The sequence below is a fragment of the Litorimonas cladophorae genome, assembly GCF_014652455.1.
Classification (GTDB): Bacteria; Pseudomonadota; Alphaproteobacteria; order Caulobacterales; family Maricaulaceae; genus Litorimonas; species Litorimonas cladophorae.
In genome coordinates this window covers 127,102-149,476 of sequence record NZ_BMYV01000003.1, presented here as the reverse complement: position 1 = coordinate 149,476, position 22,375 = coordinate 127,102, and the positions used below count along the sequence as shown (strand labels likewise).

Annotated in this window: 17 protein-coding genes; 8 read left to right on the top strand and 9 right to left on the bottom strand. The window is 51.7% G+C overall.

Annotated features, from left to right (window positions below):
• Positions 1 to 181: 181 nt before the first annotated feature.
• Both IE073_RS12560 and IE073_RS12555 read left to right on the top strand, forming a co-directional pair.
• Entirely contained in the window at positions 182 to 2,776 is a 2,595-nt protein-coding gene (locus IE073_RS12560) for a TonB-dependent receptor (RefSeq protein WP_189586697.1), read from the top strand.
• Between the two features lie 153 nt (positions 2,777 to 2,929).
• On the top strand, positions 2,930 to 4,096 hold the full coding sequence (locus tag IE073_RS12555) for an acyl-CoA dehydrogenase family protein (protein WP_189586694.1): 1,167 nt from the start codon (positions 2,930 to 2,932) through the stop codon (positions 4,094 to 4,096).
• Here IE073_RS12555 and IE073_RS12550 read toward each other — a convergent pair whose 3' ends face one another.
• The 4 genes from IE073_RS12550 to IE073_RS12535 are packed head-to-tail and all read right to left on the bottom strand — an operon-like array spanning position 4,097 to position 8,760.
• The gene (locus IE073_RS12550; protein ID WP_189586691.1) at positions 4,097 to 5,263 is read right to left on the bottom strand and encodes a serine hydrolase domain-containing protein; all 1,167 of its coding nucleotides are present in this window, start codon (positions 5,261 to 5,263) and stop codon (positions 4,097 to 4,099) included.
• The gene (locus tag IE073_RS12545; RefSeq protein ID WP_189586688.1) at positions 5,263 to 6,093 is read right to left on the bottom strand and encodes an SDR family oxidoreductase; all 831 of its coding nucleotides are present in this window, start codon (positions 6,091 to 6,093) and stop codon (positions 5,263 to 5,265) included. Before IE073_RS12545 ends, IE073_RS12550 begins: the two co-directional genes overlap by 1 nt.
• 55 nt (positions 6,094 to 6,148) lie before the next feature.
• Complete coding sequence (locus tag IE073_RS12540; protein ID WP_189586685.1) at positions 6,149 to 6,949, bottom strand: TIGR03084 family metal-binding protein; 801 nt, start codon at positions 6,947 to 6,949, stop codon at positions 6,149 to 6,151.
• Complete coding sequence (locus IE073_RS12535; protein WP_189586682.1) at positions 6,946 to 8,760, bottom strand: acyclic terpene utilization AtuA family protein; 1,815 nt, start codon at positions 8,758 to 8,760, stop codon at positions 6,946 to 6,948. Before IE073_RS12535 ends, IE073_RS12540 begins: the two co-directional genes overlap by 4 nt.
• Before the next feature lie 173 nt (positions 8,761 to 8,933).
• On the opposite strand from IE073_RS12535, the gene IE073_RS12530 reads away from it, so the two are divergent.
• The 5 genes from IE073_RS12530 to IE073_RS12510 all read left to right on the top strand — a co-directional run bounded on the left by IE073_RS12530 (position 8,934) and on the right by IE073_RS12510 (position 14,130).
• Positions 8,934 to 9,689 carry a TetR/AcrR family transcriptional regulator gene (locus tag IE073_RS12530; protein WP_189586679.1) on the top strand — a complete coding sequence of 252 codons (756 nt, stop codon included), beginning with the start codon at positions 8,934 to 8,936 and terminating at the stop codon, positions 9,687 to 9,689.
• Entirely contained in the window at positions 9,686 to 10,867 is a 1,182-nt protein-coding gene (locus IE073_RS12525) for an acyl-CoA dehydrogenase family protein (RefSeq protein ID WP_189586675.1), read from the top strand. Before IE073_RS12530 ends, IE073_RS12525 begins: the two co-directional genes overlap by 4 nt.
• Positions 10,867 to 12,003, top strand: a complete 1,137-nt coding sequence (locus IE073_RS12520) for an acyl-CoA dehydrogenase family protein (protein ID WP_189586672.1) — start codon at positions 10,867 to 10,869, stop codon at positions 12,001 to 12,003. Before IE073_RS12525 ends, IE073_RS12520 begins: the two co-directional genes overlap by 1 nt.
• An 85-nt stretch (positions 12,004 to 12,088) precedes the next feature.
• Positions 12,089 to 13,285, top strand: a complete 1,197-nt coding sequence (locus tag IE073_RS12515) for a hydroxymethylglutaryl-CoA reductase (protein WP_189586669.1) — start codon at positions 12,089 to 12,091, stop codon at positions 13,283 to 13,285.
• Between the two features lie 56 nt (positions 13,286 to 13,341).
• Entirely contained in the window at positions 13,342 to 14,130 is a 789-nt protein-coding gene (locus IE073_RS12510; protein ID WP_189586666.1) for a sterol desaturase family protein, read from the top strand.
• On the opposite strand, the gene glmS is transcribed toward IE073_RS12510, so the two are convergent.
• The 5 genes from glmS to nhaA form a co-directional block, all read right to left on the bottom strand.
• Positions 14,131 to 15,948 (bottom strand): glutamine--fructose-6-phosphate transaminase (isomerizing), encoded by a 1,818-nt coding sequence (gene glmS, locus IE073_RS12505; protein ID WP_189586662.1) that lies wholly within the window; start codon positions 15,946 to 15,948, stop codon positions 14,131 to 14,133.
• A gap of 92 nt (positions 15,949 to 16,040) precedes the next feature.
• Positions 16,041 to 18,149: an amino acid permease gene (locus tag IE073_RS12500; RefSeq protein WP_189586659.1), complete on the bottom strand. Its 2,109-nt coding sequence runs from the start codon at positions 18,147 to 18,149 to the stop codon at positions 16,041 to 16,043.
• A 52-nt stretch (positions 18,150 to 18,201) separates the two neighbouring features.
• Positions 18,202 to 18,519, bottom strand: coding sequence for a P-II family nitrogen regulator (locus tag IE073_RS12495; RefSeq protein ID WP_189586656.1), 318 nt, complete (start codon positions 18,517 to 18,519; stop codon positions 18,202 to 18,204).
• Complete coding sequence (locus IE073_RS12490) at positions 18,516 to 19,493, bottom strand: sodium-dependent bicarbonate transport family permease (protein WP_189586652.1); 978 nt, start codon at positions 19,491 to 19,493, stop codon at positions 18,516 to 18,518. Before IE073_RS12490 ends, IE073_RS12495 begins: the two co-directional genes overlap by 4 nt.
• A gap of 3 nt (positions 19,494 to 19,496) precedes the next feature.
• On the bottom strand, positions 19,497 to 20,735 hold the full coding sequence (nhaA, locus tag IE073_RS12485) for a Na+/H+ antiporter NhaA (RefSeq protein ID WP_189586650.1): 1,239 nt from the start codon (positions 20,733 to 20,735) through the stop codon (positions 19,497 to 19,499).
• Positions 20,736 to 21,293: 558 nt separating this feature from the next.
• Between nhaA and IE073_RS12480 the strand changes: the two genes are divergently transcribed.
• On the top strand, positions 21,294 to 22,205 hold the full coding sequence (locus tag IE073_RS12480) for a hydrogen peroxide-inducible genes activator (protein ID WP_189586647.1): 912 nt from the start codon (positions 21,294 to 21,296) through the stop codon (positions 22,203 to 22,205).
• Positions 22,206 to 22,375: the final 170 nt, after the last annotated feature.

Genomic DNA, 22,375 nt, shown 5'->3' with positions numbered 1-22,375 from the left:
CACGTTCGACACTCAGTCTTGGTTCTAGACTTTTAGCGCAGAAAATTGTGACTAAAGAGCAACAGAGGCCGCGCAATCGTCCAAGTCAGAGGTGTCGGCCTCTTGCAACACATCAGATGCCGCTATAATCAGGACCCAATTAGGCTAAAATGTCTATAAACACAAAAACATACGGGAACTTATGACAAATCGAACTTCTCTTCTGGCCGCGTCGGCTTCCGCTTTTGCTCTTCTTGCGACGGCACCCGCCTTCGCGCAGGATAATGACGATGTTATCATCGTGAGCGCGACAAAGCGAAATACGACCCTGCAAGAAACGCCGGTAGCGGTGACTGTGACGACGGCTGACGTCATTGAAAAAGCTCAAATTCTTGACATCAAAGATTTGCAAACGGTTGTTCCGACGTTCCGTGTTTCACAGCTTCAAAACGCGGGTAACACCACATTGACAGTTCGTGGTTTTGGTAACGGCGGCAATAACATTGGTATCGAGCCGTCCGTCGGTTTGTTCATCGATGGTGTTTACCGTTCTCGCGCTGCTGCGCAAATCGGTGACTTGCCACGCCTTGACCGCGTCGAGGTTGTTTCGGGTCCACAATCAACATTGTTCGGTAAAAATGCCTCAACAGGTGTTGTTAGCATCGTAACATCTAAACCCGACTATGAAGCAAACGGCTATATTGAAGGCGGCGTCGGCAATTATGGTTTGAACTACGCCAAAGCCTATATCACTGGCGGCCTGACTGATAATTTGGCAGTCAGCCTCGGCGGTGGTTACCAGTCGCGCGATGGTTACTTTGAGCCAGCAGCGGGTACCAAAGGCGGAGATTTCAACAATCTCAACCGTTACAACTTCCGTGCACAAGCTCTTTGGGAGCCAACAGAAGATTTCAGTGCCCGCGTCATCTGGGACAGATCTGTTCTTGACGAAAACTGCTGCGGCGTTGCCACTGCAGTCGTTGGCCCAACAGCCGCCCTCGTCGGTGCTCTCGGTGGTCAAATTCCAACACCAAACGATCCGTTCTCATATGAGACAGCTGTTAACTCTGAGACATCCAACGAAATCACTGATGGTGGTTTGTCTTTGGAAATGAACTGGAACCTCGACCTTCTGGGCGGCATGACTGTCACATCGATCACATCTGATCGTAGCAACTCATATGACTATGATAGTGATAGTGACTTCAACACCTTGTCCTTGCTGGAAAGCACGTTCCAATTTGTCGACATCGACACGTTCACGCAAGAATTGCGTTTGACGTCTGATAACTCTGGGCCATTGGCTTGGATGATCGGTGGTTACTACTTCAGCGAAAACATCGAGCAGAATTCAGGCATCGATTATGGCGCGGATCTGCGTAACTATATCGATGGTCTTGCGGGCGGCCCAGCTGCCCTAGGCGGCATCGAAGCCGTTCTAGGCTTTGCCCCAGGGACTTTCTTCAGCGACGATGTCCGCATTGACGAGAATTTCGTTCAAGATAACGAAGCCCTCTCCATCTTCGGCACAGTTGACTATGATGTCACTGACCGCCTGACCCTAACTGTCGGTGGTAACTACACAGAAGATAAGAAAGACGTGACGGGTTCGACTGTCAATAATGACACCTTTAGTAACCTCACGCTGACAGGCGCTCAGGGTACTCAAGTGATCTCGACAGGCATTTTCTTGAGTGGCGCGCCAGGCGTTCCATCTTTCTCAGCCGCGCTGGGTGGCTTGCCATTCACGCCAGCTAACTTTGCCGCCGCACAAGCCGGAACATTTGGGCCGGCTGCGCAAGGGTATATCAATGCAGTCCTCGGCGCTTCCGCGGGTCTAGCTGCTGATACGACAAATGGTCCGTTGGCCGGGTTGCTACCGTTGCAGTTCCAGCCGCAATTCGTGTCTTTCCCGAACTCTGTTGAGGACGGCAAAACGCGTGATGATGACTTCACTTACACATTGAAAGCGGGCTACGAAATCAACGATAATTTCAACGCTTATATTTCAACCGCGACAGGCTTTAAGGCATCATCCTTTAACCTGACACGTGACTCACGTCCGCTTGCGACAGACCTTGCAGCGCTTCAGACAGCGGGCTTGCTGCCAAACAATTACAACCCAGCAACAGGTCGTAACTCTGGTACGCGTTTCTCGGCACCTGAAGAAGTCACAGTCTATGAGTTTGGTTTGAAAGGTCGTTTTGACTGGGGTTCATTCAGCCTTGCCGTCTTCGACCAGACGATTGACAACTTCCAGTCTACGATCTTCCAAGGCACAGGCTTTGTTCTTGCCAATGCGGGTTCGCAGTCTACCCAGGGTATCGAATTTGATTCCACGATTAAGCCTGTTGACGGCCTAACGCTTGGCTTCGGCGGTATCATTCAAGACCCTGTCTATGATGATTTCGCTAACGCCCCAGGTGCAAACGGAACGGTTGTCGATCTTTCCGGCGAAAAACCTGCGGGTATTAATGAGCTCGCGCTCTCAGTTTCTGCACAATATGACTTCACACTTAGCGACTCCATTGACGCCTATGTCCGTGGTGACTGGCAGTATGAGGACGAAGTTCAAATCGTCGACAACATCATTGGCCTGAACCGCGATACGAGCACGTTTAACGGTTCATTTGGCTTCACTTTGGACGATAGCCTTGATGTGCGGTTCTGGGGTCGTAACTTGTTCGACCACGAGACCTTCACGAGTGCTTTCCCTGGTGTTGTGCAAGCTGGAACGGTCAACGCCTATCCAAACCAACCGCGCACATATGGCGTGAGCCTCCGGAAAAACTTCTAAGTTCTCAGGGATTTAGTCCACTTATTAGGCGGCCCTGCGGGGCCGCCTTTTTTGTTTGGTCTCTGCGCGCAATGCATCGCGAAACAAGTTTGAATGACGAGGTGTTTTCAAAATTGGGTGTGATTTTGCCTGTCGTGTGCCTAAGGTTCACCCATGACTTCACATACTCAATTTGGCCTCGCCAACCCCTTCGACACGCCTGAGCGAAAGGCCTTCCGCGAGACGATCCAAAATTTCGTCGCGACAGAAATTCGGCCTTACGCCCATGAATGGGATGAGGCGGGACAGGTGCCATGGGAGCTTCATGAGAAGCTGGGTGCATTGGGTGTCTTTGGCTTTGGCATTGACGAAAAATATGGCGGGCTGGGTTTTGAAGACCCCTTCATGCGGTCCGACTATGCTGTGACGATGGCCATGTGCGGCGCGGGTGGGGTAGCAGCCGCATTAGGTGCCCGCAGTATTTCAACCGATCCAATTCAAAAACTTGCGAGTGAAGACATAAAACTTCGTGTTCTGCCGGAAATACTGTCTGGGCGGAAAGGCGGATCACTCGGGATCACCGAACCCGGGGGAGGGTCGGACGTTGCCGCATTAACGACAACCGCGCGCCAAGAGGGGGAGGAATGGGTTCTAAACGGGTCCAAAACCTTCATCACAGGCGGCATGGAGTCAGATTACTTCGTCATTGCGGCGCGCACAGGTGGACCTGGATTGACAGGCATCTCCTTGTTCTTTGTCGAGGCGGATGCGCCAGGCTTTACGCGTACGCCGCTGGCAAAGAAAATGGGTTGGTGGGCTTCCAATCAAGCGACGTTATATTTCGATGAGTGTCGCGTGCCTGCAGGTAACCTCATGGGCCAAAAGGATTATGGCTTTCTACAAATCGTGAATAACTTCAATTATGAACGTTTAGGCCTCGTCGGGTGCGCATTGGGTATGATGAAAGTCTGCCTAGAGGATAGTATCGAATGGGCGCAAGAGCGTCACACCTTTGGTAAACCGCTGATCAAGCATCAAGTCATTCGGCATAAGATTGCAGATATGAGCGCGAAAATAGACGCCGTTCAATCTAATCTCTGGATCATGTGCGCTCAAATCGATGCGGGGAATATGCCTGTCGCGGAAATTTGTAAGGCGAAATTTGCCGCCACCAAAGCGCTAGAATTTTGCGCCTCCGAAGCGATGCAAATTTTAGGCGGCGCTGGCTACCTGCGCGGTAATCGGATCGAAAATGTCTACCGCGAAGTCAAGGTTATCGCGATAGGCGGCGGGTCAGAGGAGATCATGAAAGACCTCGCGATGCGTCAGATGGGCTTATAATTAGACGCAATTATAGGCGGCATCGACAAGGGATTGTCCGCGCTCATTCAACAAAATGCCACCACCCATCTGGTTCATCGAATAGCCAAAACTAAACTTGGCGTCTGGATCTGCGAACCCCAGACTTCCGCCCATCCCGACGTGACCAAATGCGCCGCCGCCTAAGACGGCTGAATTGCCTTCACCAAGCAGGTCGCGATTGTCGATTGATAACATAAAGCCTTCGCCGAAACGCGTTGGGATGCACAGTGTTTTGTCATCCCCCTCTGAAACAGGCGCCCGCATGGCATTAACGCGGGCTCGCGAAAATAAGGCATCCCTGCCCAGACCTGTTCGGAACATCCCCGCCAAACCACGGGCATTGGAAACACCCCCTGCGCCACCAATCTCAGCTTCCCAGCTTTTAGGCGCATCAAAATACCAACCGCCATTATTGGCAAAGGCCAGTGCTTGCAGGCCTGCCGGGTCTGCCATCATCGCCGCAGCAAATGGTGAAAGCGCGTCCTTGGGGTTTGGGGTGAACGGGCGAAGTTTTGACATCCGAGAAAATTCGGACGGGCTCATTCCAATATGAAAGTCCAAGCCGCGCGGTCCCGCAATTTCATCATAAAAGAACTCACCGAGAGATTTCCCTGACGCGCGGCGTATGAGTTCGCCAACGGTCCAGCCAAATGTCACCAGATGATAGCCATGGGCCGTCCCAGGGTCCCAAAACGGCGATTCTTCTGCGAGTTGCTCTGCCATATAGTCGAAGTCCAAAAACCCATCTGATTTGATAGGTTTGCGTAGGGCAGGGACACCGCTGCGATGGCCTAACATATCTCGGACGGTGGTCTGATCTTTGCCATTGGCGGCAAATTCTGGCCAATATTTTGCGACTTTGGCGTCGGGGTCTAGGCGGCCTTGCTCAATCAGGCGGTGGGCGCAAAGAGCCGTCGCGGCTTTGGTGCAGGAAAACACAATTGAAACGGTGTCTCTCGTCCACGCCGTTTTGCCGTCATCCAATGTCCCGCCCCAAAGGTCGACAACAGTGCGCCCTTTATGGTCTTGAATGCAGACACTCGCGCCGGCTTCACCGCGCGCGACGAAATTATACTCAAATGCCTCTCGGACAGCTTTAAAGGCAGGGTCATAATGCCCTTGGATGGCGGCGTGTTTGGCCGACATTAGTTCTCGTCCAGCCACGCCAACGCAGCATCATAATCATCGCCCAAGGCTTTAGCCCGAATATCAATCATTGGACGAGCTTCCAGATCATTGAAGACATGCATGCGGCCTTGGCTCATCATCGCCAAAGTTAAATCAGCCAAGCGAGACGCTTCCATACCATTGTTCACAAGCTGCGCGGTTTGCTTCAACGCGGAAAGCGTGTCGTTATCAATACCATTGGTTGATGGTTTGTGGTCGCCAGAGTTTGCAATATTTGTTTTCACCCAAGTCGGGCATAGGCAGGTGACGCCAATATTATATTTCGCGACTTCGGGGGCGATGGATTCAGAGTAGCCAACGACTGCATATTTGGTTGCGTGATAGGGCGGCATATATTCGGTCGTCATATGGCCTGCCATACTCGCCGTGTTCAGGATGTAACCGCCTTCGCCATGTCGTTTAATCAGCGGCGTAAAGGCCTCCACGCCATGCACGACGCCCATCAGGTTTATGTCGACAATCCAACGCCAATCTTCAAGATCAATTTCGCCCGATCGGCCCGCAAGGCCAACACCTGCGTTGTTGATTACAATGTGAACCTTCCCAAATGTTTCTTGGGTCAATTCGGCGGCGGCCTGAACAGCATCATTGTCCCGGACGTCACAAAGGGTGGAGGAAAGGTGTTCGGATGCGCCGCCCAGTTTCGCCAAGGCCTCGCCTAAGCCGGGTCCATCCACATCTGCCATCATGACATTTGCGCCTTTGTCCAGTAGGGCTTTGGAGAGAGCAAAGCCAATACCAGAGGCCGCGCCTGTGACAAAAGCTGTCTTGTTCTTATAATGGTTCATAGGGTGGGCTTTCAGAAAGGATAAAGAGTCGTCAAAAGTTGATTGATGTCCGGCACTAGACGGCTTTGCGTCGCAGTCCTTTTTCAGGGGGCGTCTCTGCGCCGCCCGCAAAACATTGCGCATGTGCCATCCAGTCGTGGGCAATTTCGCCCGTCATCACGAGGTCCGTGTCTTGCACGTTCCGACATTGGGTGACGACTTGGCAAAAGGCCTCCGCAGTTCCCTCGACGCAATTGTCTGATTGCGCGTCATTCCACGTCCAAATATCGCCAGAGGGCGCGGAAAGTTTCACATATGGCTTTGGGGATGGCGGCGTCTGGCCGCGAACACGAAAAGACCAAGAGAATGTTGTCACGCCAATATGTGCCACATTTTTCAAACGGTCTGTGTTTCTTCGATCCACGCCTAAGACGTCAAAAATTGCTTGCGCATGTGCCCAATGTTCCATTTGCCGCGCAATAATACTTGATCGCACTGACATGTCTGGACCGACCCACTTTACACGTTGATCTGCCTCTGCAGCCTCGAAACGTTTTGCCATGTCAGGGTAATACCCAGTCCAGTCTGCGAAGATTTCAGCATCTGTTTTGCCTGCAAAGTAAACGCGCTGAAATTCGGGATGGGTTTTCCCGGCCCCGAGTTGCCCCATTGCGATCGCCACGAAATTTTGAAATTCAACTGGCGCGTTTAAAGACAGATCAGCCGCGATGTTCCAGGCGTGTAGATGTCCGACGATGTCGCCAATGGTCCAATTTTTAAACAGCGTAATCTTGTTAAAAACAGTCGCGTCATGGTCAATCAAAAGGTCCCGGATCTGATCACATTCGGCTCGGAAATCTTGGGCTTCAGGCGTCATGAATGTGGGGCCTTCTTTTTCGCATCTTCTGCAATACTGACTGGGACGCGTATCGTCTGCGCCAACAGGACTTGCGCAAAGCCTTTAGCTTGAGGGTCATTGCGCAAACTGGCCGCGCCGCCTCCACCCAATGCGCGGTCCATAAGGAAATTAATTGAATTGGAACCAGGCAAGACAAAACGCTCAACTTCCGTTTTGTCTTCCAGAAAGTGACCCATGACATCGCCAACAAATGCTGGGGTGAGTGCTGACCAAAGGGCTGGGAGATATGACGGGTCACGCGCGATAATCCCGATATTGCCCTTGTCGCCTTTGTCGCCGGAACGTGCCCACGCAAGGGTTTCGACTGTCACCTCTACGTTTCCAGTAACTGTTTCTGGGACGGCGGGGCGAGCGGGCGCTGGGGCCGCTGCGAAAACTGTGTCCGTATGGGTTGAGATGTCGCCATCCACATCGATACTCACTTCAATCTCATCCTTGGGCGTGAGGTAAGAGAAAAGACGTACAACAGGGGAGGGCTTCGGACGTCCTGCGCCTGTAAAGGCAGACAGGCCAGGTGGTGTGGCTAAGAAGGTACCTGTCATTTCTTTCAAAAATATACCGACGCCTTTAGCTTCCGGATGTTTTACCGCAATTTTCACCACGGTTTCTTGTGCTTCAATGCGCTCGCCCATTTGTGACCCCCCGCCGATGACTTCGCGGCTTACCTCTGTGAAGTCGCCCAGATTAGAGGCGCGCAAAACACGTTCGGCGCGCTTGATCACCGCATCAGAAAAAGCTTCGGCTTTTGCTGTCGAGCGGTTGCCATAAAAGGTCAGATAGCACCCAGCGCGAAATCCATCTGCATAGGTCAGACAGGTTTTGTAGTGTGTCGGTGCCGCGCGACCCTTAGCGGGAGAAACTTCAACGCGGTCAGGGCCGACTTGTGTGATCGTGACGTCAGAGAAGTCGCATGTCACATCGGGTAAAAGATAGGTTTGCGGGTCCCCGATCTCATAGACCATTTGTTCGCTGACCGTTCCAACGCTGACCAGCCCTGTTGTCCCTGAAGGCTTGGTCGTCACGAAACTACCATCCGCTGCGACTTCGGCGATGGGGTATCCAATTTCTGAAATATCGCCTGCCAACTCCCAGTCGGTAAAATTACCACCCGTTGTTTGGGGCCCGCATTCCAGAATATGCCCACAGAGTGATCCGCTGGCCAAGAGGTCCCAATCTTCTGCGCCCCAACCAAACTCGTGAATACAAGCGCCAAGCGTAACGGCGCTATCTACAACGCGTCCTGTGATCACAATATTCGCGCCTGCGCCCAAAGCTTTCGCAACGGGAAAGGCCCCCAGATAAGTGTTCACTGAGGCGACCTTGTCGCTGGCGGGCATCGCTGCGCCGGAGAACATGTCCTTAGGCTTCGATGCGGAAATGGCTTCGATTTCATCCATACGATTGTCGCCTGTAATAACGGCAACTTTCAAACTCAGCCCTGCCTCTTTGACGAGGGCGCGCACCGCTCGGCCGCAGGCTTCTGGATTTACGCCGCCAGCGTTGGCGATCAGCGTGATGCCTGTGTCGGCGATATCGCGCAAATGCGGCTGGATCACGGCCTCCACAAAGTCGGTTGCATAGCCCCCATTCTCTGGGTTTTTGGCTTTGGCGCGGGCTAGGATACTCATCGTGATTTCAGCCAAATAGTCATACACGATATAGTCGAGATGCACGTCGCCAGACTTATGCGCGTGCAAGAGTTGCGGTGTCGCCATGGCGCTTTCGCCCCAATATCCCGATGCGCCCGCGATGTTGATTGTTTTGGACATGTTACGTGACCTGCATTTGCCGCTGTTTATAAGCCTGAAACCATAGCTTGACTTGAGCGGTTCACTGAATAGTAATTCGATGAAATTGAATAGGCTTCAACTGTCTCAAGTCAACCGATTGCGGATGATGAACGACAGCTAAAGCCAGCGCACTCGCGGGGAGAGCGAAAGACATGGCATCGGGGCCGGCAGAGACCACACAAGCGGCCACTGACTCCGATGCCTTGTCATCTCCCAGTCCAACACCCCAGACTCGCCAAACCCGTGTACGCCGCCGAGAAGGCGCCATTATTTCTGCTGCCCGCAATATGTTTGTGACGCATGGATATGCAGGAACAACCATGGCGATGATCGCTCGCGAGGCAGGTGTTGCCGATGGGACGCTCTACACTTATTTTGAGAATAAGGACGCCTTGGCGAGGGGCGTGATTTCAGATTTTTACAAGCGTCTAACCGAAAGCTCCCAAAAAGGGGTGGACGGAAGGCGAACGACGCGGACCAAGTTAGATTTCCTTGCCAGACATCATTTAGGCCAAGTGATGGATGAGCGTGGAATCATAGAGATGCTTCCCGCGTTGACTACAAGTTTGTCGGATTACGCGGGTAGCGAACTCTACCGGCTGAACAAAACATATGTCGCCGTCTTTGATCGTATCGTCAGGGAGGGCCGCGCCTGTGGTGATATTCCCGGAGATGCCGATGTCAGTGTTCTGCGCGATATTTTCTATGGCGCGTTAGATTACGGCGGGAAGTCTCTCATGATGCGGTCCCTGCGTGACGGTGTACGCAAGGCGGATATGACGCGGCTCGTAGACCGCCTAGTTGGAATGATTGTGGGTACAAGTAGCAGCGCAAGATCGGTTGCGGATCGATTGGAACTCGCGGCCGATCGATTGGAAGCCAGCCTTAAGCAAGTGGAAAACAAATGATCTCGGTCGAAGAATTTGCAAAAAATGCAGACCAGTGGTTTGCCGAACATACGCCACGTGATGTGGATTTTATGATGCCTCTGACTTTTATGGAGGTCGGCACTGATCAGCAGTTCGAATTCCTGCGCGACTGGCAACGCCAAGTCTATGAAGCCGGATTCCTAGGCGCGGCTTGGCCCTCTGAATATGGGGGTGGTGGTTTAACCGACGCGCATCAAGCGGCCGCAACCAAAGCCATGCGAAAATATGAAGCGCCCATTATGATGAACACAATCGGGCTGAGCTGGGCAGGCCCACTTATTCTTGATATCGGGTCTGAGGCGCATAAGCAGAAATATATTAAAGGTATTCTGTCTGCCGATGACATCTGGTGTCAGGGGTTTTCTGAACCAGAAAATGGCTCGGACCTCGGCAACGCGCAATTACGAGCGGTCCGTGATGGGGATGACTATATTCTCAACGGGTCTAAGATTTGGACGACCCATGGGAACTATGGGAAATATATGATCCTGCTCGCGCGGACAAACCCCGATGCGCCGAATAAATATGCAGGCCTGTCCTTCATTTTAACGCCGATGGATGTGCCGGGCGTTGAAACGCGCAAAATCAAGAAACTCACAGGTGAACATGGTTTCACGCAGACATTTTTTGAGGACGCACGAATTCCAGCTGACGGGTTAATGGGTCAAGAGGGTCAAGGCTGGAAAATCGCCATGCAAACGCTGGAATATGAGCGTGGTGCGCGGGGCGGCCAAGCGGGTGGGTATTCAATAACAGAACCCGACCCGCTAGAAATTTTAAACCTCGCGCGTGAAACGGGTCAGTTAAATGACCCTGTCGTGCAGGATGACTTACTTGATTATATCATTGATGCCCAAGCCGTGAATTTGAACCAACAGCGTGCTAAAATTGGACCGCTCATGCGCGACAATCCAGCAGGTCTACCCCTGATGGACAAATTGGTGAAAACTGAGTTTGCGCGTGAGATCAATCAATATGCATTGACCCTGCAAGGCACGCGCGGAGCCTATTATGTTGATGAGCCCAATGCTTTTGATAAAGGGCTATGGCATCGATCTTATTTGAACGCCTTTTCGGCAACGATTGGCGGCGGCACATCGCAAATTCAACGCAACATCATTGCCGAGCATGTTCTCGGGCTCCCGAAGAGTTACTAATGTCTTTTGATCCTCAGACTTTAGGCCGTCTTGGTATTACCGAAGAACAAGTCGAATTGATGGATGTAGCAGAGTCCTTCTGTCGCGATGAATCCGACATCGCAAAGGTGCGGGCTCAATTGGATGACGCCCGTGGTTTCAGCCAAGACGACTGGACGGCGATAGCCGATCTGGGGTGGTTAGGTATCGCTATACCCGAAGAATTTGGCGGCGTTGGCCTGTCACTTGCGGAGGTGGTTCCCGTCGTCGAGCAAATGGGCCGTCGCATGATGGCTTTGCCCTTCCTCTCGACAACGCTTGTCGCGCAAGCGATTCTGAAAGGCGGAACAGAAACTCAGAAAACGACTTACTTGCCCAAGATTGCCGAAGGCAGCGTCGCCACGCTCGCGCTGTCTGAGTTAAACGGTAGCTTTGATTTAAATGATATTGAAACACAGGCTCAACGTACCACGAACGGATTTAAGGTCTCAGGCCAAAAGATCCTTGTTCAAAACTTGGACGCTGCTGAGTTGGTGCTGTTGAGCGCAAAGTTTGAGGGTCAGACGGCACTTTTTATTTTGGATGCTAGCCTTATTCCAGACTCCGCGCGTCGCCGCGAAAAACTGATTGATGAAACCAAGCGCAGTTGTGAGGTTTCGTTTGATGGGCTTATTCTGCCTGAGTCGGCGTTACTGGACTTAAATCAATCAACGGCAACATTATCTCACATCGATCTCTGCGGAAATTTATTGGGCAGTGCTGAGCTAGTCGGGGCGACGCAGACCTGTCTAGACTACACGCTTGATTATCTCCGCACACGCAAACAATTTGGGAAATTGATTGGCTCTTATCAGGCGCTGAAACATCCGATTGTGGACGCCTATATTGGGTATGAGAAAGCGCGTTCGCTGCTCTATGCCGCCGCGCATAGTTTTGAGCAGCAGGGCAAAGGTGAAGTCGCAACACGTATGGCAAAAGTTGCGGCGGGGCGCGCATTGTCTTTTTCGGCAGATCGCTCCATCCAATTTCATGGAGGCTTTGGGTTTACCTATGATTGCGACGCGCAGCTATATCGCCGCCGTGCCATCTTCCACGACGGCCAGTTTGGCGATACGCGTTGGCAAAAAAAGCAGCTTGCAAGGCTATTGTTTAATTAAGCTCGTGCGGAAATTTCCGATTACGGCGGCGATTTAATATATCATGTCAACGCCCGTCTGGTTTAAAAAATATAAGGGATGATGCATGACCAAAAAGACCCCAGCCGAACGCGCCCCGTCGATCCCTCGCGACAAGACGGATAACTTCACGGACTCTGCGATCGAAGCTCGGCATGACTTTATCTCCGAACGCACAGGCGTCTCCGTTGCTCATGTCGCTCATACAAGCCAAGACCCTGCGCAGTTGCCAGGTAATTTGGAAAACCCGATTGGAACTGCGCAGGTTCCGCTGGGACTTGCAGGGCCATTGCGGCTCAATGGGGAGCACGCCCAAGGAGACTTCTATGTGCCGCTCGCCACGACAGAGGGAACTCTGGTCGCGAGTTACTCCCGAGGGATGCGCATTATATCCGAAGCAGGCGGTGTGAAGACGACCTTGGTTGAGCGATATATGCAACGCGCACCTGTCTTTCATTTCGCCGACGCTCGGACCGCTCGTGATTTTGGACTTTGGTTTAAAGCCAACCTAGCGGATATTCGGGCTGCCGCCGAGGGAACGACTCGCACAGGTAAATTGTCCCACGTGGAACATTATACGATTGCCAAAATGCACTACACGCGTTTCAACTACACGACTGGCGATGCGGCAGGTCAGAATATGTGCGGCAAAGCCACCGATGCGGCCTGCAAATGGATCATGGCAAATTTTTCGGATGCCCCGATCCGCTATACTTTGTCAGGTGCAATCGATACGGATAAGAAGCATAGCCAATTAAATACCATCCATTCACGTGGAGCCCGCGTCGTTGCAGAAGTGACATTACCCCGTGAGCTGATGATGAAGATGACGCGTTGCGATACACGCGATCTCTATCGTGCGCGTCAGGTCAGCACCTTGGGCGGGTTACACGCTGGCACCACAAATAACGGCTTGCATGCGGCAAATGCCCTGGCCGCCATTTTTATCGCCACGGGGCAGGATGCCGCCAATGTTGCAGAAAGCCAGGCGGGCCTGACTTATGTGGAATTGCTAGAGAACGGCGACCTCTACTGGTCGATCACCTTGCCGTCTCTCATCGTCGCGACATATGGCGGCGGGACAGGTCTAGCGACGCAGCGCGAATGTTTGGAAATGCTAGATTGTTATGGAGCAGGTAAAGTCGGGAAGTTTTGTGAAATTGTCGCGGGAACAGTTCTCGCGGGAGAAATTTCGCTCTCTACGGCTGTGGTCTCTGATGAATGGGTCAACAGTCACGATGCGCATGGGCGAAATCGGCCATAATTTGAGTAAAGCTTCTGTGAGACGCATTTGTACTCACGTTGTGCTAAAGGAGCGTCATGACCGAAGCCCAAATTAGACTTTCCATTTTTCTCGGTATGCTCATTTTAATGAGCGCAATTGAAGCTTTTTTTCCCGCAAAGTCGCGCACCCAAAGTCGTGGTCGGCGCTGGACGACAAATCTCGGTTTAGTCGTGATAGACACACTGGCGATCCGTTTGCTTTTCCCTGTGATCGCCGTGGGGGCGGCGCTCTGGGCGGAAAGCCGAGGGTGGGGTCTGCTAAATGTTTTAGCGCTGCCGCTTTGGGTGAAAGTTATCGCTGCTGTCATAATCTTGGACATGCTGATCTATTGGCAACATGTGGCCTTCCATAAAATTCCGATCTTTTGGCGGTTGCACAAAGTCCATCATGCGGATCGTGATCTGGACGCCAGCTCTGGCTTGCGATTTCATCCCGTTGAAATCGTCCTCTCTATGGTCCTTAAAATGGCGGCCGTGGTAGCACTGGGGGCCCCTGTAGTTGCGGTTATCATTTTTGAGATTATTTTGAATGCCTGCGCTATTTTCAATCATGCAAATGTGCGTTTGCCGCGTTGGCTTGAGCGACCTCTGCGACTGGTCATCATCACACCTGCACTACACCGCATTCATCACTCCGTGCGAGAGGTCGAGACGAACTCAAATTACGGATTTTCTGTCATTTGGTGGGATCGTCTTTTCGGATCATTCACCGCTAAACCGAAAGGTATATTGACGCTGGGGCTAAACGAATATCAAGACGACGCGCCATCGGGACTTTTGTGGAGCCTGATGACGCCGTTTCGTAGGGCAGCGCCCCGCAACTAATTATTCAACCGTGACGGACTTCGCGAGATTTCGGGGTTGGTCGACATCTGTACCCAGATGGACGGCTGCATGATAGGCCAAAAGTTGGACCGCAATTGATGTCAGAATTGGTGCGATGAACGGATCGCCTGTTGGGACCACAATGATGTCAGATGCCATTTGGCTCGCTGCTTTTGCGCCGGCTTCATCTGTTATCAATGTTATGCGTGCACCACGCGTGGCTACTTCTTGCAGATTCGAAATTGTCTTTTCAAAAAGCTCATCATGTGGCGCGATGACGATCACAGGGGTGCCGTCTTCGATCAGGGCGATAGGTCCATGTTTTAACTCGCCCGCGGCATAACCTTCTGCATGAATATAAGAAATTTCTTTGAGCTTCAGTGCGCCCTCTAAGGCAATCGGAACTTGACTCCCCCTCCCAAGATAAAATGCCGATGACGCGGTTGAAAGACGTTTTGCGACGGCCTCAATATGAAGATCTAACTCTAAAGCTTCCGTGATTTTGCGGGGTAGCGATAGAAGCTCTGCTGTGAGACGACTCTCTTCCGATTTTGAAATTGCACCCTGCGCTGTAGCTGCGGCCAAAGCCAAAGCGGCCAACGCGGTCAGTTGCGAGGTAAAAGCCTTCGTCGATGCCACGCCAATTTCAGGGCCAGCTTTGATCGGCAATGCGATATCGGCTTCGCGCGCCATAGTCGATGTCATGACATTGACAAGCGCCGCTGTTTTCAATCCATTTTCTTTGCAATAGCGCAGTGCCGCCAGAGTATCAGCGGTCTCGCCAGATTGGGATACTGCAATAAAGAGGGAGCGTTCGTTTAACACAGGTCGACGGTACCGAAATTCGGAAGCGACATCGATATCAACCGCGATTCCAGCAACCTGCTCAAACCAATATTTAGCAACCATGCCAGCGTAATAGGCCGTGCCGCATGCGATGATGATGACGCGATCGAATTTTTTAAAATCCAGCTCTTCTGACATCAGAGGGTGTTGAAGAGAGCCGTCTAGATAGTTCGTGAGTGTGCGTGTTACTGTTTCTGGCTGTTCGTAAATTTCTTTGAGCATGAAATGCCCAAAATTACCTTTTTCCGCCATCGCAGGACCCCCAGTGATGACCGTTACGTCACGCTGGACGACCTTGTCTGCTTCGTCGAAAATCTCGAAGCTCGTGGGTCGAATTATCGCCCAATCCCCTTCTTCCAGATAGATCAACTTATCTGTCAGTTGCGCCATCGCCATTGCATCAGAGCCGAGATAATGTTCTCCATCCCCAATACCCAATGCCAGAGGCGATCCCGCACGAGCACAATAAATTTCATCGGGATTGTCGTCGATGATAAGACCAAAAGCATATGCGCCTTTGAGCTTCTTTAATGTGACGGCGAAGGCGTCCTGAGGTGACAGGCCTTTGCCGAGCTCGACGTCGACCAAATGCGCCACGACTTCTGTGTCGGTTTCAGTTTTAAACGTGCGCGAGCTTGCCAAACTCTCTCGAAGCTCAAGATAGTTCTCAATAATGCCATTATGGACGACGGCTACACGTCCAGCTTGGTGCGGGTGGGCATTTGTTTCATTGGGGGCACCATGTGTGGCCCAACGCGTATGGGCAATTCCAATTTGACCGTCTAACGGGGAATCCGCGATGCGGGCTTCCAAGTTCACGATTTTGCCTTCGGCCCGGCGTCGGTCCAAATGTCCATCGGTTAAAACTGCAATGCCGGAACTATCATAGCCCCGATATTCCAAACGTTTTAAGCCATCAACCAAACGCTCCGTGACGGCGCCCCGGCCAGCAATTCCGATAATGCCGCACATACTCTTCTGCCTTACACTTTTAGTCTAGACGCATCATTGCATCTCGTCCGTGTAAAAAGAGTAAAGTTGCAATGTGGCTCAAATATGAATTGTCAGTTAGGCGAGGTTTTCTTTGCCTGTCGACGCATTTCTTCCAGTGAAGACGGCTCCCCGATCAATGCGATCGTGTCACCCGCCTCTAAAACCAGAGAAGGCGCCGCATATAGCATATCTCCACCGCGTTCAACGAGAGCTAGGCTAACGTCTTGTGGCATCACGATTTCAGCTAGCGGCACACCTATTTGGGAGGCCAGCGCGGGAATGTTCTCTATGGGCAGATGAAGGAAATGGTCATCCCGCACCAGCACGTCATTCAACTCTGCCTCTGATGTGGCGTCCAGCCAGCGTTGCTCAAACCCTTCGCCACCGATGATTTCGGCCAAATGCCCGGCTATTCTCATATCCAAGCCAGCGGGAACAGGTGGGCAAATTAAGACCATCATCGTGTGAAGTGCGTCTGCGCCATCTATATCGAATAGAATGCGTGCCTTGGGACCAAACCGGAAAATATATAGCTCTGGCTCTTCCAAACGCTTGTCCAGCCGAATGGCTAATCTGATACCTTCACTCAGGGCGCGAAAGTTAAATTCGCCTTTCGAAATATCAGTTGCGATTTCGTCGGAAAGGCTATGCCGATCCATGCTGATATCTTTCACCATGTCCTGCACTTGCTCTAGATCATATTTCCCGTAACGGAAATCTGTCACCACAGAGCGAGCGATCACGGCTTCGTAAGACAAGTTCTGAGCCTGCGTCCGGTCGTGAATGATACTCATCAATTCATGTTCTAACCCATCATACGTGTTTCGCCCCAAGCGCTCATGCACGTGAAAAATGGCGCCGCGACGTGAGACGCGTTGGCTGGCGTAAAAATTATACCAGAGGACACAGGCAATCACGATTGTGCCTGTGAAACCGATAGCTAAAATGCCCATCTCAATGATCAACCAAAATCCGATCAATATGCCTGCGATGGGCATCCACGGATAAAGCGGAACCTTGAAGCCCGGTTTATAGGTCGAAATGCGGGATTCTCGCATGACTATGACCGCGCCACAAACCAACATGAAGAGCAAAAGTTGGAAGGCTGACGCCAGCTTCGCGACTGACTGAACGTCGAAAAGCTGGATAACGATGACCATGATTCCCACAGTTAGCAAAATCGAGATTGTCGGTGTTTTGTAACGACCGAGTTTAGCTAAATCATCAGGAACCAATTTATCTTTCGCCATGGCATACGGGTAGCGTGACGCGCTCATAATACCGGCGTTCCCTGTTGAAGCGAAGGCCGCAATCGCCGCGACAACAATGAGGATAACCCCAATGTCAAACGGCCAGTTGCCCATAAAAATACGACCCGCATCGGCAATCGGGGTGAGGCTGTTCGTTAGCTGCTCAGCAGGCATAATCTTGACCAACACAAATGTACCCAGAGTATAAAGCGCTGTTGCTGTGATCAACGAAAGGGTCATGCCCAAGGGAATATTCCGATCTGGATTTTGCACTTCCTCGGCGACAGATGCTACTTTGGTCAGGCCAGCATAAGACACGAATACCAAGCCAATGGTGGATACAAATCCAACGAGTCCAGATTTGAAAAAACTGCCATAATTTGTGTTCAATTCGAAAAGCGGTTCTGGGCCGGACGCGGCAGCTTTGAGCCCTAAGAGAGTGAAGCCGACCAGAATGACAACCAAAGTGATAACAAGAATGCGCTGAAGTTGCGTTGTCTCTTTCGCCCCAAAAATATTGATGGCGCCAAAGGCGATCGCGAGGACGATCGCCGTGACCTTGAACGGAAGGTCCAGATAGATTCCGAGGTAAGCGCCCATGCCGACAAGCGCGAAGGCGCTTTTAAAGATCACAGCGATCCAGCTGCCCAGCCCGCCGATGGTTCCCATGAGCGGTCCCATCGCCCGGTCGAGGAAATAATATGTACCGCCAGCTTTCGGCATCGCAGTTGAAAGTTCAGCCATGCAATACATGGCCGGCAAAATCAGGAAGCCTGCTAGAAAATAGGCGAGGAAAACGGAGTTACCCGTAGCCATGGCCGCGATACCGGGCAGCAGAAAAAGCCCTGAACTGAACATTGCGCCAGTCGACATGGCGTAGACATCGAAGAGCGTAAGATTACGCGCGAGCTTGGCGGGCTTATCCATCATAAAATCTCAATAAAGTGGCTGAACAGAGAACTTTGTGTTTTGATTTAAGTGATCAAAATTCTGCGTCGCGCAAAACTTGAACTTTCATAATATCTAATACGCCTATGTGGCGCTTTAGGAGTGTATGAAGTTTTGAAAGAAGTGGAAGCAGAATATTTTCATCGCCTACGCAAATCAAAACGACCATATCCGTAGCCGTGGAAATATCAGTCCCACGCGACCATCGTCGCCGTCCATCAAAACCAGAAATTGCTGGCAGCACCGTCCAACCATGAACATTGGCTTCTGATAATATGTCTTCAGCGCGCCGCAAGGCGGGACTTTCGATGATCAGTTCAAGGCGAAGCTTGTCATGTAAATCAGGTATCATCCAAAAGCTCCAGAAAGCCAAACCGCTGTGGCGATATATAAAGGTATGCCGAATGCGATATTAAAGGGAAATGTGACCCCCAAAGAAAGTGTCAAATAAACAGACGGATCCGACTGCGGCAGGGCAAGACGCATGGCAGCAGGCACCGCAATATATGAGGCAGACCCGCTGAGGACCATCAATAGTGCCATGTCCCCTGCTGGTAACCTAATTGCGAGGCTGAGAGCCGCTGCAATAGAGGCGCCAATCAAAGGCATGTAGAGCCCGAAAGCAATGGGCGCGAGGCCAAGTGCTCGCCACCCGCGCCGAAGCCCCCGTCCAGCATTCAAACCCATATCAAGCATAAACAGACACAATATGCCTTGGAATGGCGCCACAAAGAAAGGTTCAAGTCGAACGAACCCGTCCTTGCCTGCGATAAAACCAATCACGAGCCCGCCAATGAGAACAACAATTGACGCATTGAGTAGGATCTCTCTGCCCAATTCGCCGCGATCTAGGGCGGGCGCATCGGCATCTGTTTTCTGGCCTCTCAGGGCTAGCCATAGCGCCGTAACGATGGCTGGGGTTTCCATGATTGCCGCTATCGCGATTAAATATCCAGATGACGGCAGCCCTGCTAAGCGAAGGGCTTCAATAGCAGCCACGAATGTCACAATTGAAATTGAACCATAATGACCTGCCGTGGCCGCCGCATCTGTCCGCGACAAGCCACTGGATTTCCGCAAGGCCGCATAGGCAATTAGCGGCAAGCCAAAGGACAAGACAATAGCGACACCGAAAACAGCGAAAACTTGCCCAGAGAATGCCGTTTGGCTCATCTCCACACCGCCCTTCAGCCCGATAGCCATCATGAGATAGATCGCTAGGCCTTTGGCGAAACTCTGCGGTACGCTCATAGGTGACCGCAAGAGAGCCGCAAAGGCTCCCAAGGCGAAGAACAATACAACAGGGGAGAGGAGCGTATCTAGCATGGTTTAGCTCTTGACTTCTGCCGTATTAGAGACTGGTGCATCTGCTAAAATCTGGTCCGTTTTGCAAGACATGCGGAGAAGGGCATAACCGAGAATACCCGACAAAATTGAACCCATGAGCACGCCCAACCGAACACCGTTTAAAAGTTCGGCATCATCAAAAGCGAGTGTGCCAATAAATAAGCTCATCGTAAACCCTACACCCGTTAGACAAGCCACACCGTAAACTTGCATCCAATTTGCGCCCTCAGGAAGTTTCGCGAGACCCAATTTCACTGCGATCCAGCAAGCGGAAAAAACGCCTAACTGCTTTCCGATAAATAGGCCTGCTGCAATTCCCATTGGGACGGGCGAGAGCAGGTCTGCAGGTGATAATCCACCTAAAGACACGCCGGCATTGGCAAAGGCGAACAGAGGCAAGATGAGGAAGGCGACCCAGATATGGAGTCCATGCTCGGCGCGTGTGAGGGGTGAAGGCGTTTCTGGATTTGGCCGTACCATGGGGATCGCAAAAGCTGTGATCACGCCAGCAAGTGTTGCATGGACACCTGACTTCAAGACGGCAGCCCAAACTAGGGTTCCAACGACGGCATAAGGCAAAATTCGCATGACGCGGAAACGGTTCATAGCAAACAAAATAGCCGAACCTATTGCCGCCCAAGACAACGCAATCAAGGACAGGTTTTCCGTATAAAACAGCGCAATAATGACAATCGCCGCTAAATCGTCGATGATTGCGACTGCGAGTAGCAAAATTTTGAGAGAGACAGGGACGCGTTTGCCAACCAGGGCAAGGATGCCAAGCGCAAAAGCAATATCTGTGGCCGCAGGGATTGCCCACCCTTGTGATGTCACAGGGTCTGCGTGGTTAAACCCGAGATAGACTAGCGCTGGAACCGTTATGCCTCCGACGGCAGCGAAGAGAGGCAAAGCAATTTTGTCCAATGAAGAGAGCTCGCCCCGCAATACTTCTCGTTTAATTTCTAAGCCAACTAGAAAAAAGAATATCGCCATTAAGCCGTCATTGATCCAAAGCAGCGCAGGTTTAGCAATTTTAAAGTCGCCAAATTGAACGGCGACGGGCGTGTTTAAAATACCTTGGTAGCCAGAGGCCATGAAGGAATTGTTCGCGACAAGCGCCAAAAGGGCGACAAACATCAGAACAATACCGCCTGACGCCTCAAGGTGCATGAAGTGAACAATTCGTTCTCGGACTGTTTTAGCGGAGAGTGATGAGGGCATATCGTCGTCTCTGTTCAGGGCATTTGACCAATGAAAAACCACCCGACACCCGGAAGGGAGCCGGGGCGGATGGTTCGGTAAAATGCGAGTTTAGAAGTTTGCTTGGTTTTGGGGGTTAAGCGCTAGCGCCCAAGAAGAGTACAAGGCCAATGAGAGACAATTCAGCTTTGCGTTTCGTGTATAGCTCTTTGAAAAATGTCTTCATTCTGCGTCCTCTCGGGTTTAAATTTTTGGATTGCCGGACGAACGGTTTAAAACCAGGTGGTTCTGACCGCCTCTGGGCTCGAATAAGTTGCTGCGCGCCGTTTCCGATTGCGCCGCAGGGGTACACATGTCTCAGTCACGCGAAGATTAGCGCCAGTTGCGACCGGTACCGCCTTCCGCAAGGGGAGTGCGTTGTACAGGCGAGTGGCCAGCGCGTCGGACTGAGTTAAAGCAGTGTTTAAGCGAAACATTTTGATCTCCTTTCGTTTTCGCAACCTTGATATGGCGGAGGCAGGTGTTTAGGTAAAAGATAAGTTTGAAATACTAGTTATAGTATTTTCCTATGGAGCTTTTATGAAACCGACTTTGCGACAACTACAATATTTGGTCGCGATTGACGAAACGGGTTCCTTCTCTGGGGCTGCCCGTCACACGCATGTCTCTCAGCCCAGCTTGTCTAATCAGATCATGGATATGGAAGCGGTTTTGAGCGTGAAGCTCGTTGAACGTGGTCGAGGTGGTGCGCCTTTGACGCCCGTGGGGGCTGAACTCGTCGCGCGTGCGCGCATAATTTTGCGAGACATGGAGGCCTTTAAAACATTGGCCCGCGAAGCGGGGCAGACCTTTGCGGGGAAAATTCGTTTAGGAACATTGCCCTCTATTGGGCCCTACCTCTTACCCCTCGCGATGCGAAATCTTCATAAGTCCTATCCGCAGATGCGGATACTTGTTCGTGAGGAGCGTACGTTAGACTTGCAGCGTGATTTGGAGAACGGACATTTAGACATGATTATCTCGACGCCTGAAGACCACGTCGGCATGAAAAGTTTCGAACTGTTCGAAGAACAGCTTTTCATCGGTGTTGCTCCAGACGATCCGTTGGCCCAAGGCCAAGGAGATGTGAAGCTAGAGGAGTTAAAGGGACGGGACCTTTTGAGTTTGGGTTATGGGCATAAGCTAGCCGTTGTGGTGCAGCAGCTAGCTGACTTGGCAGGAGGTCGCGTTAGTGCTGAATATGAAGGAACAAGCCTGGATGCAATCCGACAAATGGCTGAAATGGGCGGTGCTGTCGCCGTCATGCCGAGCCTATACACGTCATCTGAGGCGCGCGAAGATCCAGGGATCATCACACGCCGCATAGATCATCCGCAGGCGCGGCGTGCAATCAGCCTTCTTTGGCGACCATCTTCACCGCTATCGAAGAAGTTTGTGGCGATCGGTGAGACGCTGAAAGCGGCCTCAAAAATTTTGATACAGCCCGATTAACCGGACGATGTTGGGATCTAAAATCCGCGCTCTCTATAAAGAGGTATCGCGTAGCTGATTTATTAAGCCATCGTGTCGATTTTCACGAAATCGGTGCAACCCCTTATTGAAAAGCGATAAAATCCTCCTTAGGTCTACACTAAGAAAAGACGCGAACGGGAGGAACGTCA

What these genes read in the sequence shown, in the direction of transcription:
- IE073_RS12560 (WP_189586697.1), top strand. Translation starts at nt 182, where the DNA reads ATGACAAATCGAACTTCTCTTCTGGCCGCGTCGGCTTCCGCTTTTGCT.
- IE073_RS12555 (WP_189586694.1), top strand. Translation starts at nt 2,930, where the DNA reads ATGACTTCACATACTCAATTTGGCCTCGCCAACCCCTTCGACACGCCT.
- IE073_RS12550 (WP_189586691.1), bottom strand. Translation starts at nt 5,263, where the DNA reads ATGTCGGCCAAACACGCCGCCATCCAAGGGCATTATGACCCTGCCTTT.
- IE073_RS12545 (WP_189586688.1), bottom strand. Translation starts at nt 6,093, where the DNA reads ATGAACCATTATAAGAACAAGACAGCTTTTGTCACAGGCGCGGCCTCT.
- IE073_RS12540 (WP_189586685.1), bottom strand. Translation starts at nt 6,949, where the DNA reads ATGACGCCTGAAGCCCAAGATTTCCGAGCCGAATGTGATCAGATCCGG.
- IE073_RS12535 (WP_189586682.1), bottom strand. Translation starts at nt 8,760, where the DNA reads ATGTCCAAAACAATCAACATCGCGGGCGCATCGGGATATTGGGGCGAA.
- IE073_RS12530 (WP_189586679.1), top strand. Translation starts at nt 8,934, where the DNA reads ATGGCATCGGGGCCGGCAGAGACCACACAAGCGGCCACTGACTCCGAT.
- IE073_RS12525 (WP_189586675.1), top strand. Translation starts at nt 9,686, where the DNA reads ATGATCTCGGTCGAAGAATTTGCAAAAAATGCAGACCAGTGGTTTGCC.
- IE073_RS12520 (WP_189586672.1), top strand. Translation starts at nt 10,867, where the DNA reads ATGTCTTTTGATCCTCAGACTTTAGGCCGTCTTGGTATTACCGAAGAA.
- IE073_RS12515 (WP_189586669.1), top strand. Translation starts at nt 12,089, where the DNA reads ATGACCAAAAAGACCCCAGCCGAACGCGCCCCGTCGATCCCTCGCGAC.
- IE073_RS12510 (WP_189586666.1), top strand. Translation starts at nt 13,342, where the DNA reads ATGACCGAAGCCCAAATTAGACTTTCCATTTTTCTCGGTATGCTCATT.
- glmS (WP_189586662.1), bottom strand. Translation starts at nt 15,948, where the DNA reads ATGTGCGGCATTATCGGAATTGCTGGCCGGGGCGCCGTCACGGAGCGT.
- IE073_RS12500 (WP_189586659.1), bottom strand. Translation starts at nt 18,149, where the DNA reads ATGATGGATAAGCCCGCCAAGCTCGCGCGTAATCTTACGCTCTTCGAT.
- IE073_RS12495 (WP_189586656.1), bottom strand. Translation starts at nt 18,519, where the DNA reads ATGATACCTGATTTACATGACAAGCTTCGCCTTGAACTGATCATCGAA.
- IE073_RS12490 (WP_189586652.1), bottom strand. Translation starts at nt 19,493, where the DNA reads ATGCTAGATACGCTCCTCTCCCCTGTTGTATTGTTCTTCGCCTTGGGA.
- nhaA (WP_189586650.1), bottom strand. Translation starts at nt 20,735, where the DNA reads ATGCCCTCATCACTCTCCGCTAAAACAGTCCGAGAACGAATTGTTCAC.
- IE073_RS12480 (WP_189586647.1), top strand. Translation starts at nt 21,294, where the DNA reads ATGAAACCGACTTTGCGACAACTACAATATTTGGTCGCGATTGACGAA.